Origin of the sequence: Mycobacterium parmense, from assembly GCF_010730575.1 — a bacterium.
Lineage (GTDB): Bacteria > Actinomycetota > Actinomycetes > Mycobacteriales > Mycobacteriaceae > Mycobacterium > Mycobacterium parmense.
Genome location: NZ_AP022614.1, coordinates 1,839,494 through 1,856,158 on the forward strand (window position 1 = coordinate 1,839,494; position 16,665 = coordinate 1,856,158).

A 16,665-nucleotide genomic window follows, 5' to 3' on the forward strand; every position below is an offset into this window, starting at 1 on the left:
AAGCCGCTATGAGTGGGCGAAATCGAAACAAAGCGAAATCACAGGCGAGTCCGTGCGACCCGCCGAGGGCGCGGGCCGATACTTGAAGGGTGACTCGACCCGCCCCGCCTGTCCTGACAGTCCGGCACAACGGGTCCCAACGTACTTTCGCTGCAGGCCACGAGGTGGTCATCGGCCGCGATGCGCACGCCGACGTGCACATCGCCGACCCGCGGATCTCCCGGGCGCACCTGCTGGTGCGGTTCGACCAGGGCCGATGGCTGGCGATCGACAACGGCTCGCTGAACGGGACCTACCTCAACGGCTACCGGATGCCGGTCATCGACATCCACGACGGCCAGAGCATCCACGTGGGCAATCCGCGCGGACCTCTGCTGACCTTTGCGATCGGCCCGCAGCAGGGCCGGACCAACCGCCCGGCCCAGACCAGGCCGGCGCGCGACTCCGGGCCGCCCACCCTGGCCTGGTCCGCGCTGCCGGAGCAGACGACGAATCCCACCCAGCCGCCACCGCCGCGCACCCCGTCCGGCGGCCCGCCCCGCGGTCCCGCCCGCAGCGGCCCCACCGCCGCGCCGGCGCGCCCGGCGCCGCCCAACCGGCCGGCGACTTCCACCAATCCGCCACGGCGACAGCCTGTTCCGCCGCCGCGTGAGGCCCGTGCGGCCCCGCCGCAGGCGAGGATCCAGACATCGGGCATGCCGCCCCGCGGGGCGCCGCCCGACGAGCTGACCCTGGTCAACGCCGGCTCGGCCGACGTGCCGGCTTTCCCCCCATCGGCCGACGGCGCCGAGGCGCCCCCGCGCCCCGACGCGACCCCGCCCGCCGAGTCCACCGTCATCAACGCCAAGACCGCCGACGTGTCGAACCTGGCGACCCGGATGGTGAAAATCCTCACCCCGCACGCCTCGGCGGCCGGCAAGGCCGGCATCGAAGGCACCGCCACCATCGGTCGCGCCGCCGACAACGACATCGTGGTCTCCGACGTCCTCGCCTCGCGCCGGCACGCGGTTTTGGCGCGCACGCCGCTGGGCACCGAGATCCGCGACACCAGCGTCAACGGCACCTTCGTCAACGGCACCCGGGTCGGCTCGGCGATCTTGAGCGACGACGACGTCGTCACCATCGGCAACGTCGACCTGGTGTTCCGCGACGGCACCCTGACCCCGCGCAGCGAGGCCGCGTCACGCACCGGCGGGCTGGAGGTTCGCGGGGTCAGGTACGTCGTCGACAACGGCAAACAGCTGCTGGACAACATCTCGCTGGAGGCCCGGCCCGGCACGCTGACCGCGGTGATCGGCGGGTCGGGCGCCGGCAAGAGCACCCTGGCCAGGCTCATCGCCGGCTATGCCCGCCCCACGTCGGGCTCGGTCAGCTTCGAAGGCCACGACATCCACGCCGAGTACGCGTCGTTGCGCAGCCGGATCGGGATGGTGCCGCAGGACGACGTCGTGCACCGGCAGCTCACCGTCAACCAGGCGCTGGGTTATGCCGCCGAGCTGCGCTTGCCGCCCGACACCAGCAAAGCCGACCGGGCCAAGGTGGTCGCGAAGGTCCTCGACGAACTCGACCTGACCAAACACGCCGACACCCGGGTCGACAAGCTGTCGGGCGGGCAGCGCAAACGCGCCTCGGTGGCGCTGGAACTGCTGACCGGGCCGTCGCTGCTGATCCTCGACGAGCCGACGTCGGGTCTCGACCCGGCGCTGGACCACCAGGTCATGATGATGCTGCGGCAGCTGGCCGACGCCGGGCGCGTGGTGATCGTGGTCACGCACATGCTGTCCTACCTGGACACCTGTGACCAGCTGCTGCTGGTGGCCCCCGGCGGCAAGACCGCCTACTGCGGGCCGCCCGACCGCATCGCCGACGCGATGGGCACCAGCAACTGGGCGAAGATCTTCACCCAGGTGGGCGCCGACCCCGAGGAGGCCAACCGGCGCTTCCTGGAACAGCGCGACGCGCAGCGGCGGCCGCAGAAGCTGATGCCCGACGCGGCCGACGAGCCGGGCGACCTGGGCGAGCCGGCCCGCACCAGCGTGCGGCGCCAGATCTCGACCGTCGCCCGCCGGCAGGTCCGCCTGATCGTGTCCGACCGTGGCTACTTCATCTTCCTGGCGTTGTTGCCGTTCATCCTGGGCGCGCTGTCGCTGACCGTGCCGGGCAACACCGGTTTCGGGGTGCCGGGCCCGAACGCGGGCACGCCCGACGAGGCCGCGCAGATCCTGAGCCTGCTGCTGCCCGCCGCGGCGTTCATGGGCACCGCGCTGACCATTCGCGACCTGGTCGGCGAACGCGCCATCTTCCAGCGCGAACAGGCGGTGGGGTTGTCGACCACGGCCTACCTGCTCGCCAAGACCGCGGTGTATTGCGGGTTCGCGATCGTGCAGTCGGCGGTCGTCACCGCGATCGTGGTGGTGGGCAAGGGTGCCCCCGCGCGGGGCGCCGTGCTGCTCGGCAACGCCACTTTCGAGCTGTTCACGACGGTCGCCGCGGCCTGTGTCGCCTCGGCCCTGCTGGGCCTGGCCATCTCGTCGCTGGTGCGCTCCAGCGAGCAGATCATGCCGCTGTTCGTGGTGTCGGTGATGGCGCAGCTGGTCTTGTGCGGCGGCATGGTGCCGGTCACCGGCCGGCTCGGGCTCGACCAGCTGTCGTTCGGGACGCCCGCGCGCTGGGGCTATGCCGCGGCCGCGTCGACGGTCGACCTGCGGCACCTGGTGCCCGGCTCTCTGGTGCCCGAGGACCGGTTCTGGCAGCACACGCGGCAGATCTGGCTGATCGACATGGGCATGCTCGCGGGGCTGTCGTTGTTTTACGCCGGCTTCGTGCGGTGGCGGATCCGGCTGCGTCGCTAGGGGTTCGCGGCGCCGGTAGGCTCACACCATCCACCCCCCGAAGCACGAGACGTTCGATTTGGTCGCCGGCACCAACACCGATCCCAAGGGCATCGTGCGGGCGGTCGACGAGTACGCGCTGCGCCCGTGGGGTCTCTACGTCGCGCGCCCGACGCCGGGCCGGGCGCAGTTCCATTTCCTGGAGTCCTGGCTGCTGCCGTCGCTGGGCCTGCGCGCCACGGTCTTTCACTACAACCCGGGGCACGAGCGCGATCACGACTACTACCTCGACGTGGGCGAGTACACCCCGGGCCGCGACGCGTGGCATTCCGAGGACCACTACCTCGACATCGAGGTCCGCGCCGGGACCGGGGCGAGGCTGGCCGACGTCGACGAGCTGCTGGACGCGGTGCGGCACGGCCTGCTGGCACCCGAAGTGGCCGAGCGGGCGGTGCGGCGCGCCGTGCACGCCGTCGACGGGCTGGCCCGCAACGGCTACGACCTCGCGCGCTGGCTGGCGGGCGACGGGATGGAGCTGACCTGGCGGCCGCGGCACTGAACACCGCGGCTGTCCGGTGGGTGGCTCAGGCCAGGGGAAGTTCGAGGAACGGCGCGGTGGTCGGATGGGTGGAGCCATGGCCGGGCTCGACGGTGAGCGCCAGTGCGTCGCTGTGCCCCAGGTCCCTGAGCACCGCCGTGGTCGACGGCTTGACGGTCTCGGCGTCCATGGTCCCGGCGGCCCGCGGTCCGTCCCGGGCGATCAGCCACATCTCGTAGACCGTGCCGGGCCCGGGCGGGGTCACGTCGTTCATCAAGACCACCGCCGCGTTGCGTTCCCGGGAGTAGACGACGGTCGCGGTGCCTCCGGACGGGAGTTTCGCGGTCGAGGTGTGCACGTCTGGCGCGGCGAAGACCTGTTCGGCCGTCGACACCGACGGCGCGGGTCGCAGGGCCAACGTGATCCCGGCAGCGGTGATCACGGCGGCGATGACGGCCGCCGCCGCCACTAACGCTGTGCGCCAATGCTTTCGGCGATTGCTGTCCGTCCGTACGGCCGTCAGGATCTTCTCCCGCAGCATCGGCGGGGGCTCGAGCTCGGTGTTGGTGGACACGACCGCCAACGCCTCACGGACCGCGCGCACTTCGGCGTGAAACGCCTCGGCGATCGGTGGCGGTGCGGCAGCGACGCGTTGCTCGATGTCCGCGCGTTCGCTGTCCGGGATGGCGTCCAGCGCATAGGCGGTCGCCAGGTCGAGCAGCGTCAGATCCGACGGGTCGCTCATGAGACGTCCAGACAACGGCGCAACGCGCGCAGCGCATCTCGCATCCGTGACTTGATGGTCGACGGGTTCTGCGCCAGCCGCTGCGACACCTGCGCGTAGGTCATTCCCTGGTAGTAGGCCATCTCGATGCATTCCCGCTGAACTTCGGTCAGCGCCTGCAGACATCCCACCACCCGGTCGCGCTCGTCGCGGGCGATGGCCGCGTCGACGACGACGTCGCGCGCGCGTTCGACGTGGTTGGCGCCATATCGCGATTCGCGGTTGGTGGCGGCTTGCTCGGCGCGCACCCGGTCGACCGCCCGGCGGTGCGCCAGTGACAAGATCCACGCCACGGCGCTCCCGGCCGCCGGGTCGTAAGCCGCGGCGTTGCGCCAGATCTGCAGATACACCTCCTGTGTCGTCTCCTCGCTGTACCCGGCGTCACGAAGGACCCGGAACACCAGGCCGTATACCCGCGAGCGGGTCTGGTCGTAGAGCGCCGCGAACGCCTCGACGTCCCGCTCGGCGACTCGCCGCAGCAGCGAGTCGAGCTGGCCGCCGGTGCGCGCCGCACTGCCCATGGCGCCACAGCGTAACGAGTCCCCCCGCGCCCGCTGCACCGGCTGCGCCCTGCGACTCGCGGTCACGACGAATCCCATACCTCTTATTCGTGGCCGAACCCCTTCCGGATGCCGTGCCCGATTTCCGTCCGCGGCCGTGAGGTCTCCGAATGACTTCCGTCCGCCCAGAAACGGCGGCCTGAAGCCGCCAACGACGAAGGAGTCGATCGCAATGATGAATGCACGGGTCGCCGCGACAGGTCTCGCGGCCTCCGCACTGGTCGTCGGGTTGTCAGCATGTTCGGGCAGCACATCGGCGACCGGGCCCACCACCGTCAGGAGCATGGCCGGCAGCAGTATGGCGGCTCCCGCCACCACCTCGGCCTCCGTCGATCCCGCCGCGGACCTCGTCGGACCCGGCTGCACGGACTACGCCAACCAGAATCCGACCGGCCCGGGCTCCGTCGCGGGTATGGCCCAGGACCCGGTGGCCACGGCCGCGTCGAACAACCCGATGCTGACGACGCTGACCTCGGCCCTGTCGGGCAAGCTCAACCCGCAGGTGAACCTCGTCGACACCCTCAACAACGGCCAGTACACGGTGTTCGCGCCGACCAACGCGGCTTTCGACAAGCTGCCGGCGGCCACCCTCGACAAGCTGAAGACCGACGCGCCGATGTTGAAGAGCATCTTGACCTACCACGTGGTGCAGGGGCAGGCGAGTCCCGCCAAGATCGACGGCACTCATGCGACCTTGCAGGGCGCCAACGTGACCGTCACCGGCCAGGGCAACGGCTTGAAGGTCAACGACGCCGGCCTGGTGTGCGGTGGGGTGCACACCGCCAACGCGACGGTGTACATGATCGACACCGTGTTGATGCCCCCGGGGCAGTAACCCCCGCCGCGCGTAGACCGAGGGCAGCCGGGCCACCACCCGGCTGCCTTCGCGCATCTGCGGCGGGCCGGGCTTCAGTTCGATCCGCGGGCGGGCCGGCGGCGAATAACGGTTATGTTGACTCTCGCGCTCATCGGGTTCGTCGGCGGTCTGATCACCGGCGTTTCCCCCTGCATCCTGCCGGTGCTGCCGGTGATCTTGTTCTCCGGTGCCCCCGACGGCGACGCAAGCGCGCAGCAGCCCGGGCGGCTGCGCCCCTACCGGGTCATCGGCGGCCTGGTGATCAGCTTCAGCGTCGTCACCCTGCTCGGATCGACGCTGCTGTCTCTTGCGCACCTGCCGCCGGACGCCCTGCGCTGGGTCGCGCTGGCGGCGTTGGTCGCGATCGGGTTGGGACTCATTTTCCCCCGCTTCGAGCAACTGCTGGAGCGTCCGTTCTCGCGCCTCCCGCGAAAGCAATTCGGTTTGGCCGGCAACGGATTCGGGATCGGTCTCGCGCTCGGTGTGCTCTACGCTCCCTGCGCGGGACCGGTCCTCGCCGCGATCGTGGTGGCCGGCGCCACCGCGTCGATCGGACCGGGCACGGTGGTGTTGACGTCCGCGTTCGCCCTCGGCGCCGCCGTGCCGCTGCTGGTCTTCGCCCTGGCGGGACAGCACGTGGCACAACGCGTGAGCGCGTTCCGCCGTCGCCAGCGTCCGATGCGGATCGCCGCGGGCATCGTGACGATCCTGCTCGCGGTGGCGCTCGTCCTCAACGTGCCGGCGTTGCTTCAGCGGGCGGTTCCCGACTACACCGCCGGACTGCAGGACAAGCTCGCCGGCGATCCGCGGGTCCGCGAGAAGCTCGATCTGGGCGGCATCGTCAACGACCAGAATGCGCAGCTGTCCAACTGCACCGACGGAGGCTCGTCGCCGGAGAATTGCGGGCCGGCTCCCGACCTCGAGGGCATCGTCGGCTGGCTGAACACGCCCGGCGATCAACCGGTCACCCTCCGATCGCTGCGCGGCAAAGTCGTTTTGATCGACTTCTGGGCCTACTCCTGCATCAACTGCCAGCGCGCCATCCCACACGTCGTTGGCTGGTACAACGCCTACCGTCACGACAACTTCGAGGTGATCGGCGTGCACACTCCCGAGTACGCCTTCGAGAAGGTGCCCGCCAACGTCGCCAAGGGCGCCGCGGACCTCGGCATCACCTACCCCATCGCGCTGGACAACGGCTTTTCCACCTGGACCAACTACCGCAATCGATACTGGCCCGCCGAGTACCTGATCGACGCATCGGGCACCGTGCGCCACATCAAGTTCGGTGAGGGCGATTACGACGTGACCGAAAAGCTCATCCGGCAGCTGCTCCGCCAGGCCGACCCCGGCGCCGGACTTCCCCCGCCGGTGGACTCCACCGATCTCACGCCCCGGTACACCACCACGCCAGAGACGTATCTCGCCGTCGGCAAGGTAATCAATTACGGTGGCGCCGGTCGATACGACGAGGGCACGGCGACCTTCGACTATCCACCGGTGCTCGCCGCCGACAGCTTCGCCCTGCGCGGCCCGTGGTCCCTGGATTATCAGGGAGCAACGGCCGAGGGTGAACGGTCCAGCATCGAACTGCGTTACCGCGCACGAGACGTCTACGTCGTGGTCGGCGGCACGGGAACCCTCACCGTGACGCGTGGCGGGCGGTCCACCTCGATGCAGATCACGGGCCCACCGACGGCGCGCCAGATCGTTGCCGGCGACCATTTGGAAAACGCAACGCTCGAGGTGCAGCCAAGCAAGGGGCTGCAGGTGCACTCCTTCGCCTACGGCTGATCGGCACCGAATCGCGTGACGAACAATCCAACGCCGCAGCGGCTCCGAATCCCCGATGTCACCGACGGCGGCACCAGGCCGGCGTCGACCACTTTCGAGGAGCCCAACGCGATGAAATTCAGCAGAAAATCGACCGCGGTAACAGGTCTTGCAGCCGCGACCATCATGGGCCTGGCGGTCGCCGCGTCGCCGGTGGCGGCGGCGTCCGACCTGGTCGGCCCGGGATGCGCGGACTATGCGAGCGCACACCCGAACGGTCCGGCGTCGGTGCAGGGCATGTCCCAGGTGCCGGTCGCCGTGGCGGCATCCAACAACCCCATGCTGACGACCCTGACCTCCGCGCTCTCCGGTCAGCTCAACCCGCAGGTCAACCTGGTCGACACCCTCAACAACGGTCAGTACACGGTGTTCGCGCCCACCGACGACGCGTTCAACAAGCTGCCGCCGTCGACGATCGACCAGCTGAAGACCAACTCGGCGATGTTGAAGAACATCCTGACCTACCACGTCGTCCAGGGTCAGCTCAGCCCCGCCAAGGTGATCGGCATGCATCCGACGCTGCAGGGCGCCACCGTCAACGTCACCGGCCAGGCCAACAACCTGAACGTCAACAACGCCGGCGTCGTCTGCGGCGGTGTGACGACCGCCAACGCGACCGTGTACATGATCGACACGGTGTTGATGCCGCCCGCTTGAGGCCGGTGCCGGCGGTCCCGCGTTCACACACCGGGCCGCACACCAAACGGCCTGGTCAGGCACTGACGCCGGGCGTAATCTCGGGTTTCATGGGCCCGACGAGGAGCAGGCCGCTGCCGGTTGTCACCGCGACGCTGGTGGTGGCCTGCTCGCAACTGAGTCCCGCGATCGCGCACGCGGACATGCACAACATCACCTACATCGCCAGGATCGACGGGGTCGCCCCCGGCAGCCAGGCCACGTTCGTGATCAACGGCGGCCAGACCGACAGCGCGCCGCTCAGCGCCATGCCGGGCCAGGTCTTCGAGGCCGACGAGGTGCTGGCCGATCCGCAGCGGGCGGGCTTGCAGGTCGCGCTGCACTGGCCGTACTCGGCGAATGTGCACTGCGAGATCGACGTCGACGGCAACGTCGCCACCCAGGTGGACCGGGTGGTCTCGCCCAAGCAGGGAAGCGACCCGAGCACCGGCGTATTGGGTTGCGGCGCACCGCTACCCGGCTGAGGCGGGCCGCCAGCCGGTCGAGTCAGCCCATTCCCACGCGCGCCGGTAGGCCGCGGAGAACCACGGTTCCTTGGCGTCGGCGTAGGCCGCGGCGTCGCCCGGGGCGGCGCGTTCTTCGGCCACCCGCTTGACCGACAGATAGTCGTCGCGCGCCTCACGATCGGCCGTCAGCCAGTCGACGAACAGCAGCGCGAACTGCTGATTGGGCCAGCCGTCCACCCGCACATGCACGTTGGTCGGGCGGCCGGGGTCGGCGGATGCGTGAATCCGCTTGTGCCACAACCCCGGATCGTCGCTGCGCTCGAAACCCTCGACGGTGCTGCGGGCTTTGACTTCGGGGGGCTTGGCGACGTCGGCGGTGATGCGCTCCAGGCGCGGGTAGCCCGCGGCGAGCAACGGCTCGGCGAGTTCGTCGGCGACGGCGAGCGATTCGACGGTGATCTGGACGTCGATGACGTCCTTGGCCCAGAAGTCCGGCACGGCCGTCGAACCGATGTGGTCCACCCGCAGCGCCCGGTGCCCGCACGCGGTCTGCAACCGGGCCAGGATGCGTCGCGCCTGGTCCGGCCAGCCGGGATCCGGCGGCACCAGCACCGCCGGCGCCTGCGCGGGCTGCCGGGCGGCCAGGTTGTGCGCGAACGGCGCGATCCGGTGGTCCCACAGCTCGTGCGCGAGCCGGGTCAGCTCCTCGGGGGTGCAGGAGTTGTCCACCCAGACATCGGCAACGGCACGGCGCTGGTCGTCGTCGGCCTGCGCGGCGATCCTGGCGCGGGCGTCCTCCTCGGACATGCCCCGCTGGTCGACCAGGCGTCGTATCCGGACCTCCACGTCGGCGTGCACGATGACCACCAGCGGGAACAGCGGCGCCATCCCCGATTCGACCAGCAGCGGAATGTCCTCCACCACAACGGAATCGTCGGGAACCGACGCGATGATCTCCGCACGCCGCTTGCCCACCAGGGGGTGCACGATCCCGTTCAGCGTCTTGCGGGCCTCGTCGTCGCGGAAAGCCTTGGCGGCCAGCGCCGGCCGGTCCAGCGATCCGTCGGGTAGCAGGATGTCGTCGCCGAACGCCTCGACGAGCGCGGCCAGACCTTCGGTCCCCGGCCGGACCACCTCGCGGGCGATGACGTCGCCGTCGACGATGACGGCACCGCACTGCGCGAAGGTGGACGACAGCGCCGATTTTCCGGCGCCGATGCCGCCGGTCAGCCCGATACGCAGCATGCGCGGACGACGTTATGCGTTGCCGGCGAGCTTCTCCCGCAGCGCGGCCAGTTGAGCGTCGCTGGCCAGCGACCCGCCCGCCTTCTCCGGGGGCGCGCCGTTGCCCGGCGACTGGTGGTCGCCGGCTCCGTGCCCGGCGGCCTCGGCCTCGGCGAACTTCTCCATCTGCGCGGTGTGCATCTTGTGCCGGCGCTCCGCCTCGGCGTAGCGCGCCTCCCACTCGGCCCGCTGCTTCTCGAATCCTTCGAGCCACTCGTTGGTTTCGGCGTCGAAGCCCTCGGGGAAGATGTAGTTGCCCTGCTCGTCGTAGCTGTCGGCCATGCCGTACTTGGCGGGGTCGAACTCCTCGGTGTAGTCCTCGTTGGCCTGCTTGAGCGACAACGAGATCCGGCGGCGCTCCAGGTCGATGTCGATGACCTTGACCATCGCGTCGTCGCCCACGGCGACCACCTGGTCGGGCACCTCGACGTGGCGCTCGGCCAGCTCGGAGATGTGCACCAGGCCCTCGATGCCCTCCTCGACGCGGACGAACGCACCGAACGGAACCAGCTTGGTGACCTTGCCCGGCACGATCTGGCCGATGGCGTGGGTGCGGGCGAAGTGGCGCCACGGGTCTTCCTGGGTCGCCTTGAGCGACAACGAAACCCGCTCGCGGTCCATGTCGACGTCGAGCACCTCGACGGTGACCTCGTCGCCCACCTGCACCACCTCGGACGGGTGGTCGATGTGCTTCCAGGACAGCTCGGAGACGTGCACCAGGCCGTCCACACCGCCCAGGTCGACGAACGCGCCGAAGTTGACGATGGAGGACACGACGCCCTTGCGGATGGCGCCCTTCTGCAGCTGGTTGAGGAACTCGCTGCGCACCTCGGACTGCGTCTGCTCGAGCCAGGCCCGGCGGCTCAGCACCACGTTGTTGCGGTTCTTGTCCAGCTCGATGATCTTGGCCTCGATCTCCTTGCCGATGTACGGCTGCAGATCGCGCACCCGGCGCATCTCGACCAGAGAAGCGGGCAGGAAGCCGCGCAGCCCGATGTCGAGGATCAGGCCACCCTTGACCACCTCGATGACGGTGCCCTTGACGGCCTCGTCCTTCTCCTTGAGCGCCTCGATGGTGCCCCAGGCGCGCTCGTACTGCGCGCGCTTCTTGGACAGGATCAGGCGGCCCTCTTTGTCCTCTTTGGTGAGGACCAGGGCCTCGACCTCATCGCCCACGGTAACGACCTCGTTCGGGTCGACGTCGTGCTTGATGGAGAGCTCGCGGGCGGGGATGACCCCTTCGGTCTTGTAGCCGATGTCGAGGAGCACCTCGTCCCGGTCAACTTTGACGATGGTGCCCTCGACGATGTCGCCATCGTTGAAGTACTTGATCGTTTTGTCTATTGCTGCGAGAAAATCCTCGCTCGAGCCAATGTCGTTGACGGCTACTTGCGGGGAGGTGACGGCGGGACTCGGCATGTGGTGGGTTGCTCCGGACAGGTTGGGTCGTAGGGACAAAATTGGGATTTACCTGTTGAGGCTACTCGACCGGCACACGCTGGCCAAACTCAGCCGCGATTCCTTAAATGCGAACATCGCGACGCCGGTGGCGCCCACCTTGGCACGCCCGGGCATGTTTGCGCAGGTGGTGTGGTCAACGCGGCCCGATCCGGTGCCGGCCCGGCGTTCCGTGCCTGCGATATCGGCGCGTCGGGGCCCGGCCGCGGACATCGGAAAGTCGAAAAATAGTTCGCCGCGATTTCATCGGCCGTTCGCCGTCAGAACCTGGCGATCAGCGCGACCCCGCAGACCATGAGCAGACCGCCCAGAGCCCGCCATCCGGTGAGCGGGTGCGGAGTGACCCGCAGCCAGCCGAAATGGTCGATCAGCAGGGACATGATGAGCGCCGCCGTGACCGTGAAGCCCATGAAGGTGCCGGCCCCAACCCGGTTGACCAAGGTCAAACCGGCGTACACCTGCACGGCGCCCACCAGTCCGCCGATCACGGCCCACCAGGGCATCGACGCGATGTCCTTGGCGGCGGGCAGCGGCCTGGGCATGATCATGAAGGCCGCGATGAAGAAAATGGTAATCAGCGCAAAGGAAATCGCCGACGCCAGCCAGGGGTTGACGATGTGTTTGTAGAGCTGGCCGTTCATGGCCGCGCCGCATGTCTGCAGCGCGCCGCCGAGGATGATGAACGGAATCATCCACACCGGATTCATTGCCCCCCTCTCGGGTTCAGTGCGCCGCAGCGTCCCAGCTGCGGCCGTAACCGACGGAAACCTCGAGCGGGACGTCAAGCGGGTATGCGCCACCCATCTTGTCGCGCGCCAGAGCCTCAACCTGCTCCCGCTCGCCCGGCGCGATCTCGAACAGCAGCTCGTCGTGCACCTGCAGGAGCATCCGGGACTTCAGCCCGGCCTGCCTGATGGCCTTGTCGACCTCGATCATCGCCACCTTGATGATGTCGGCCGCGCTGCCCTGGATGGGCGCGTTGAGCGCGGCCCGCTCGGCGGCCTCGCGCACCTGGCGGTTACTGCTGTCCAGTTCGGGCAGGTAACGCCGCCGGCCCAGCACCGTCGAGGTGTAGCCGTCCTTGCGGGCCTGTTCCACGATGTTCATCAGGTAGTCGCGCACCCCGCCGAATCGGGCGAAGTACTGGTCCATCTGGACTTTCGCCTCCTCGGTGGAGATCTTGAGCTGCGCGGCCAGTCCGTACGCGCTCAGCCCGTAGGCCAGCCCGTAGGACATCGCCTTGACGCGGCGGCGCAGCTCGGCGGTGACCTCGTCGATCGGCACCCCGAACGCGCGGGAGGCGACGAACGAGTGCAGGTCCTCGCCCGTGTTGAACGCCTCGATGAGGCCTTCGTCGCGCGAAAGATGGGCCATGATCCGCATTTCGATCTGGCTGTAGTCCGCGGTCATCAGCTCGGCATAGGAGAAGCCGGGGCCCTTGCCGACGACGAACGCGTCGCGGATCTGCCGGCCCGCGTCGGTGCGGATCGGGATGTTCTGCAGGTTGGGTTCGGTCGACGACAGCCGGCCGGTGGCCGCGATCGTCTGGTTGAACGTGGTGTGGATGCGGCCGTCGGCGGCCGCCGAGTTCAGCAGCCCGTCGACGGTGACTTTCAGCCGGGTGACGTCGCGGTGGGCGAGCAGGTGTTGCAGGAACGGGTGGCCCGTCTTGTCGAACAGCGACTGCAGGGCGTCGGCGTCGGTGGTGTATCCGGTCTTGGTGCGCTTGGTTTTCGGCATGCCGAGCTCGTCGAACAGCACCACCTGCAGCTGCTTGGGCGACCCCAGGTTGATCTGCTTGCCGATCACCGCGTAAGCGGCCTCGGCGGCGTCGCGGATCTGGTCGCCGAATTGGCTTTGCAGCTCGCCCAGCAGCTTGAGGTCGACAGCGATGCCGACGCTTTCCATGTTCGACAGCACCCGTTGAACGGGCAGCTCCATGTCCCGCAGCAGGGCCGTGGAGTCGATGCGGTCCAGCTCGGAGTCCAATGCCTCGGCCAGGTCCACCACGGCGCGGGCCCGCAGGATCAGCGTCTGGACGGCTTGCTCGTCCACGCCGTCCATATCATCGAGAAGCGAAAGTTGTTGCTGCTCATCGGTTTCTGCGCGCAGCTCGCGACGCAGGTAGCGCAGCGACAGGTCGTCCAGAGTGAAGCTGCGCTGCCCGGGGCGCACCAGGTACGCGGCCAGCGCGGTGTCGGAGGTGACGCCCTCGAGCGTCCACCCCCGGCCCGCCAGGTCGTGGAACGCCAGCTTGGCCTCGTGCAGGGCCTTGGGCCGGGCGGGGTCGCCCAGCCAGGCCGCCAGCGCGGAGTCGTCGTCAGGGGTCAGCGTCGAGGTGTCGATGTAGGCGCCCTCCCCGTCGGCGGCGGCGACGGCCAGCGCGGTGGCATCCCCGCCGTGCGGCAGGTGGGTGCCCGCCACTGCCAGCCCGGCGCGACGCCCGTCGCTGACGTGCGCGGCCAGCCAGCCGCCCACCGCGCCGGGCTCGAGCGCCGCGCCGCGCACGTCGAACCCCTCGTCGACCTCGGGCTCGACCGCGGCGAGGGTCTCGAACAGCCGGTCCCGCAGCACGCGGAACTCCAAATCGTCGAAGAGCCGGTGGATCTGGTCGCGGTCCCACGGCTGCAGCCGCAGCGTGTCCGGGGTCTGGGCCAGCGGCACGTCCTTGACCAGATCGGTGAGCTCGCGGTTGCGGATCACGCCGGCCAGGTTGGCGCGCAGCGCGTCGCCGACCTTGCCGCGCACCGAGTCGACGTTGTCGACCAGGCCCTGCAGCGAGCCGTATTCGACGATCCACTTGGCGGCCGTCTTCTCCCCCACGCCGGGGATGCCGGGCAGGTTGTCGCTGGGATCGCCACGCAGAGCGGCGAAGTCGGGATATTGCCGGGGCGTCAGCCCGTATTTCTCGACCACGGCTTCGGGGGTGAACCGGGTCAGCTCGCTGACGCCCTTACGCGGGTAGAGCACGGTGACGTCGTCGCTGACCAGCTGCAGGGAGTCGCGGTCGCCGGTGACGACCAGCACGCGATAGCCCTCGTGCTCGGCCTGGGTGGCCAGGGTGGCGATGAGGTCGTCGGCCTCGAAGCCCGGCTCCGCGAGCACCGTGATGCCCAGCGCGGCCAGCACCTCCTTGGTGATGTCGATCTGACCGTGGAATTCGTCGGGCGTAGTCGACCGGTTGGCCTTGTATTCCGGGTAGCGCTCGGAGCGGAACGTCTGCCGGGACACGTCGAACGCCGCGGCCACGTGCGTCGGGGCCTCGTCACGCATGAGGTTGATCAGCATGGCGGTGAAGCCGTACACGGCGTTGGTGGTCAGCCCGCCGCGGGTTTTGAAGTTCTCGGCGGGCAGCGCGTAAAACGCTCGGAACGCCAGCGAATTGCCGTCGAGCAGCATCAGCGTCGGCTTCGTCTTGTCCTCGCCGGCCTTGGTCGCGGCTGTTGCGGCAGTCACGGCTCTCACTCTAGGCATCGGGTACGACGACGCACCGCCCCTACTGATCCATCGGCGGAACTGCAACACGTTTCAGTTTCGCGCTCCCGGCGGATACGCTGGCCCGGTGTCAGAGCTCACTCGTGAAGAACCGGCCATCGATGGATGGTTCGCCACCGACAGCGCCGGCAACCCGTACCTGATCGGCGGCAAGTGCCCGCGGTGTGGCACCTACGTGTTCCCGCCGCGGGAGAACAACTGCCCCAACCCGGCCTGCACCAGCGACACGCTGGAGTCGGTCGCGCTGTCGAGGCGGGGAACCCTGTGGAGCTACACCGAGAACCGGTACGCACCGCCGCCGCCGTATCCCTCGCCCGACCCGTTCGAGCCGTTCGCCGTCGCCGCCGTGGAGTTGGCCGACGAGGGGCTGATAGTGCTGGGCAAGGTGGTCGAGGGCACGCTGGCCGACGACCTGAAGGTGGGCATGACGATGGAGCTGGCCACCATGGGACTGTTCGTCGACGACACCGGCGTCGAGCGCGTCGTCCACGCGTGGAGAATCGCCTCATGAGCACCCCCGCACCGCTCTACATCCTCGGCGCCGGCATGCACCCCTGGGGCAAGTGGGGCAACGACTTCACCGAGTACGGGGTGGCCGCCGCGCGCGCCGCGCTGAACGAGGCCGGGCTGGACTGGCGCCAGATCCAGCTGGTGGCCGGCGCCGACACCATCCGCAACGGCTACCCGGGATTCGTCGCCGGCGCGACGTTCGCGCAGAAACTCGGCTGGAACGGCGTGCCCGTGAGTTCGAGCTACGCCGCGTGCGCCAGCGGTTCGCAGGCCCTGCAGAGCGCCCGGGCCCAGATCCTCGCGGGCTTCTGCGACGTCGCGCTGGTGATCGGCGCCGACACCACCCCGAAGGGCTTCTTCGCGCCCGTCGGCGGCGAGCGGCGCAACGACCCGGACTGGCAGCGCTTCCACCTGATCGGCGCCACCAACCCGGTGTACTTCGCGCTGCTGGCCCGGCGCCGGATGGACCTCTACGGCGCCACCCTCGAGGACTTCGCGCAGGTCAAGGTGAAGAACTCGCGCCACGGCCTGCAGAATCCGAACGCCCGGTTCCGCAAGGAGACGTCGATCGAGGACGTGCTGGCCAGCCCGATGGTCGCCGACCCGTTGCGGCTGCTGGACATCTGCGCGACCTCCGACGGCGCGGCGGCACTGATCGTGGCGAGCGCCGACTTCGCCCGCAAGCACCTCGGCTCGCTCGACGGGGTTCCGTCGGTGCGCGCGGTCAGCACCGTCACCCCTCGCTATCCGCAGCACCTGCCCGAATTACCTGACATCGCAACGGATTCCACCGCCGTCGTGCCGGCGCCGGATCGGGTGTTCAAGGACCAGATCCTCGACGCTGCCTACGCCGAGGCGGGCATCGGGCCGGAGGACCTGAGCGTGGCCGAGGTGTACGACCTGTCGACGGCGTTGGAGCTCGACTGGTACGAACACCTGGGCCTGTGCCCCAAAGGCGAGGCCGAGGCGTTGCTGCGCAGCGGCGCGACCACCATCGGCGGCAAAATCCCGGTCAACCCGTCTGGCGGCCTGGCGTGCTTCGGCGAGGCCATCCCCGCCCAGGCGATCGCGCAGGTCTGCGAGTTGACCTGGCAGCTGCGTGGCCAGGCGACGGGCCGGCAGGTGGAGAACGCCACGGTCGGCGTCACGGCCAACCAGGGGCTGTTCGGGCACGGCTCGTCGGTGATCGTGGCCCGCTAGGGCCTCGCTTCGGGCGCTGGGCTCGCTTCGGCTCTCGGGGCGTCGGGCGTCGGGCGTCGGCTCTCGGGGCGTCGGGCGTCGGCTCTCGGGGCGTCGGGCGTCGGCTGTGCAACGTTGGCGTTGAGTGTGCAGCCACGGCGGCCTTCTGCGGCGTGTCGCCGCCCTGAGCGCACA

Annotated in this window: 14 protein-coding genes; 8 read left to right on the forward strand and 6 right to left on the reverse strand. The window is 69.2% G+C overall.

From position 1 onward, the window contains the following. Positions 1-89: 89 nt before the first annotated feature. Both G6N48_RS08325 and G6N48_RS08330 read left to right on the forward strand, forming a co-directional pair. Positions 90-2,852, forward strand: a complete 2,763-nt coding sequence (locus G6N48_RS08325; RefSeq protein ID WP_085270747.1) for an ATP-binding cassette domain-containing protein — start codon at positions 90-92, stop codon at positions 2,850-2,852. Between the two features lie 94 nt (positions 2,853-2,946). Continuing rightward, positions 2,947-3,390 carry a DUF402 domain-containing protein gene (locus G6N48_RS08330; RefSeq protein WP_163670948.1) on the forward strand — a complete coding sequence of 148 codons (444 nt, stop codon included), beginning with the start codon at positions 2,947-2,949 and terminating at the stop codon, positions 3,388-3,390. Between the two features lie 25 nt (positions 3,391-3,415). Here G6N48_RS08330 and G6N48_RS08335 read toward each other — a convergent pair whose 3' ends face one another. Next, positions 3,416-4,114 (reverse strand): anti-sigma factor, encoded by a 699-nt coding sequence (locus G6N48_RS08335; RefSeq protein WP_085270745.1) that lies wholly within the window; start codon positions 4,112-4,114, stop codon positions 3,416-3,418. Further along, positions 4,111-4,674 (reverse strand): ECF RNA polymerase sigma factor SigK, encoded by a 564-nt coding sequence (sigK, locus tag G6N48_RS08340; RefSeq protein ID WP_085270744.1) that lies wholly within the window; start codon positions 4,672-4,674, stop codon positions 4,111-4,113. The genes G6N48_RS08335 and sigK overlap by 4 nt, the downstream gene beginning before the upstream one ends. Before the next feature lie 322 nt (positions 4,675-4,996). On the opposite strand from sigK, the gene G6N48_RS08345 reads away from it, so the two are divergent. The 4 genes from G6N48_RS08345 to G6N48_RS08360 all read left to right on the forward strand — a co-directional run bounded on the left by G6N48_RS08345 (position 4,997) and on the right by G6N48_RS08360 (position 8,562). Beyond that, positions 4,997-5,548: a fasciclin domain-containing protein gene (locus tag G6N48_RS08345; RefSeq protein ID WP_139825914.1), complete on the forward strand. Its 552-nt coding sequence runs from the start codon at positions 4,997-4,999 to the stop codon at positions 5,546-5,548. 114 nt (positions 5,549-5,662) lie between these two features. Further along, a complete protein-coding gene (locus G6N48_RS08350) occupies positions 5,663-7,363 on the forward strand; it encodes a cytochrome c biogenesis protein DipZ (RefSeq protein WP_085270742.1) in 1,701 nt (566 codons plus the stop codon). Positions 7,364-7,474: 111 nt separating this feature from the next. Then, positions 7,475-8,059 carry a fasciclin domain-containing protein gene (locus tag G6N48_RS08355; protein ID WP_085270778.1) on the forward strand — a complete coding sequence of 195 codons (585 nt, stop codon included), beginning with the start codon at positions 7,475-7,477 and terminating at the stop codon, positions 8,057-8,059. 89 nt (positions 8,060-8,148) lie between these two features. Then, the gene (locus G6N48_RS08360; RefSeq protein ID WP_085270741.1) at positions 8,149-8,562 is read left to right on the forward strand and encodes a hypothetical protein; all 414 of its coding nucleotides are present in this window, start codon (positions 8,149-8,151) and stop codon (positions 8,560-8,562) included. Here G6N48_RS08360 and coaE read toward each other — a convergent pair. The 4 genes from coaE to polA form a co-directional block, all read right to left on the reverse strand. Beyond that, positions 8,551-9,789: a dephospho-CoA kinase gene (gene coaE, locus G6N48_RS08365; RefSeq protein WP_085270740.1), complete on the reverse strand. Its 1,239-nt coding sequence runs from the start codon at positions 9,787-9,789 to the stop codon at positions 8,551-8,553. The genes G6N48_RS08360 and coaE overlap by 12 nt on opposite strands. Before the next feature lie 12 nt (positions 9,790-9,801). Continuing rightward, positions 9,802-11,247 carry a 30S ribosomal protein S1 gene (gene rpsA / locus G6N48_RS08370; RefSeq protein WP_085270739.1) on the reverse strand — a complete coding sequence of 482 codons (1,446 nt, stop codon included), beginning with the start codon at positions 11,245-11,247 and terminating at the stop codon, positions 9,802-9,804. 299 nt (positions 11,248-11,546) lie between these two features. Next, positions 11,547-11,993 (reverse strand): DMT family transporter, encoded by a 447-nt coding sequence (locus G6N48_RS08375; protein ID WP_085270737.1) that lies wholly within the window; start codon positions 11,991-11,993, stop codon positions 11,547-11,549. Positions 11,994-12,009: 16 nt separating this feature from the next. Then, positions 12,010-14,760: a DNA polymerase I gene (gene polA, locus G6N48_RS08380; RefSeq protein WP_085270736.1), complete on the reverse strand. Its 2,751-nt coding sequence runs from the start codon at positions 14,758-14,760 to the stop codon at positions 12,010-12,012. A gap of 88 nt (positions 14,761-14,848) precedes the next feature. Between polA and G6N48_RS08385 the strand changes: the two genes are divergently transcribed. Together G6N48_RS08385 and G6N48_RS08390 are read left to right on the forward strand one after the other, a co-directional pair. Then, on the forward strand, positions 14,849-15,292 hold the full coding sequence (locus tag G6N48_RS08385; protein WP_085270735.1) for a Zn-ribbon domain-containing OB-fold protein: 444 nt from the start codon (positions 14,849-14,851) through the stop codon (positions 15,290-15,292). Beyond that, positions 15,289-16,491, forward strand: a complete 1,203-nt coding sequence (locus G6N48_RS08390; RefSeq protein ID WP_085270734.1) for a lipid-transfer protein — start codon at positions 15,289-15,291, stop codon at positions 16,489-16,491. The genes G6N48_RS08385 and G6N48_RS08390 overlap by 4 nt, the downstream gene beginning before the upstream one ends. Positions 16,492-16,665 lie beyond the last annotated feature (174 nt).

Bases quoted from the DNA above. Each gene is read 5' to 3' on its own strand.
- G6N48_RS08390 (WP_085270734.1), top strand. From the start codon at position 15,289: ATGAGCACCCCCGCACCGCTCTACATCCTCGGCGCCGGCATGCACCCC.
- rpsA (WP_085270739.1), bottom strand. From the start codon at position 11,247: ATGCCGAGTCCCGCCGTCACCTCCCCGCAAGTAGCCGTCAACGACATT.
- G6N48_RS08360 (WP_085270741.1), top strand. From the start codon at position 8,149: ATGGGCCCGACGAGGAGCAGGCCGCTGCCGGTTGTCACCGCGACGCTG.
- G6N48_RS08335 (WP_085270745.1), bottom strand. From the start codon at position 4,114: ATGAGCGACCCGTCGGATCTGACGCTGCTCGACCTGGCGACCGCCTAT.
- G6N48_RS08350 (WP_085270742.1), top strand. From the start codon at position 5,663: ATGTTGACTCTCGCGCTCATCGGGTTCGTCGGCGGTCTGATCACCGGC.
- sigK (WP_085270744.1), bottom strand. From the start codon at position 4,674: ATGGGCAGTGCGGCGCGCACCGGCGGCCAGCTCGACTCGCTGCTGCGG.
- G6N48_RS08345 (WP_139825914.1), top strand. From the start codon at position 4,997: ATGGCCGGCAGCAGTATGGCGGCTCCCGCCACCACCTCGGCCTCCGTC.
- polA (WP_085270736.1), bottom strand. From the start codon at position 14,760: ATGCCTAGAGTGAGAGCCGTGACTGCCGCAACAGCCGCGACCAAGGCC.
- G6N48_RS08355 (WP_085270778.1), top strand. From the start codon at position 7,475: ATGAAATTCAGCAGAAAATCGACCGCGGTAACAGGTCTTGCAGCCGCG.
- coaE (WP_085270740.1), bottom strand. From the start codon at position 9,789: ATGCTGCGTATCGGGCTGACCGGCGGCATCGGCGCCGGAAAATCGGCG.
- G6N48_RS08375 (WP_085270737.1), bottom strand. From the start codon at position 11,993: ATGAATCCGGTGTGGATGATTCCGTTCATCATCCTCGGCGGCGCGCTG.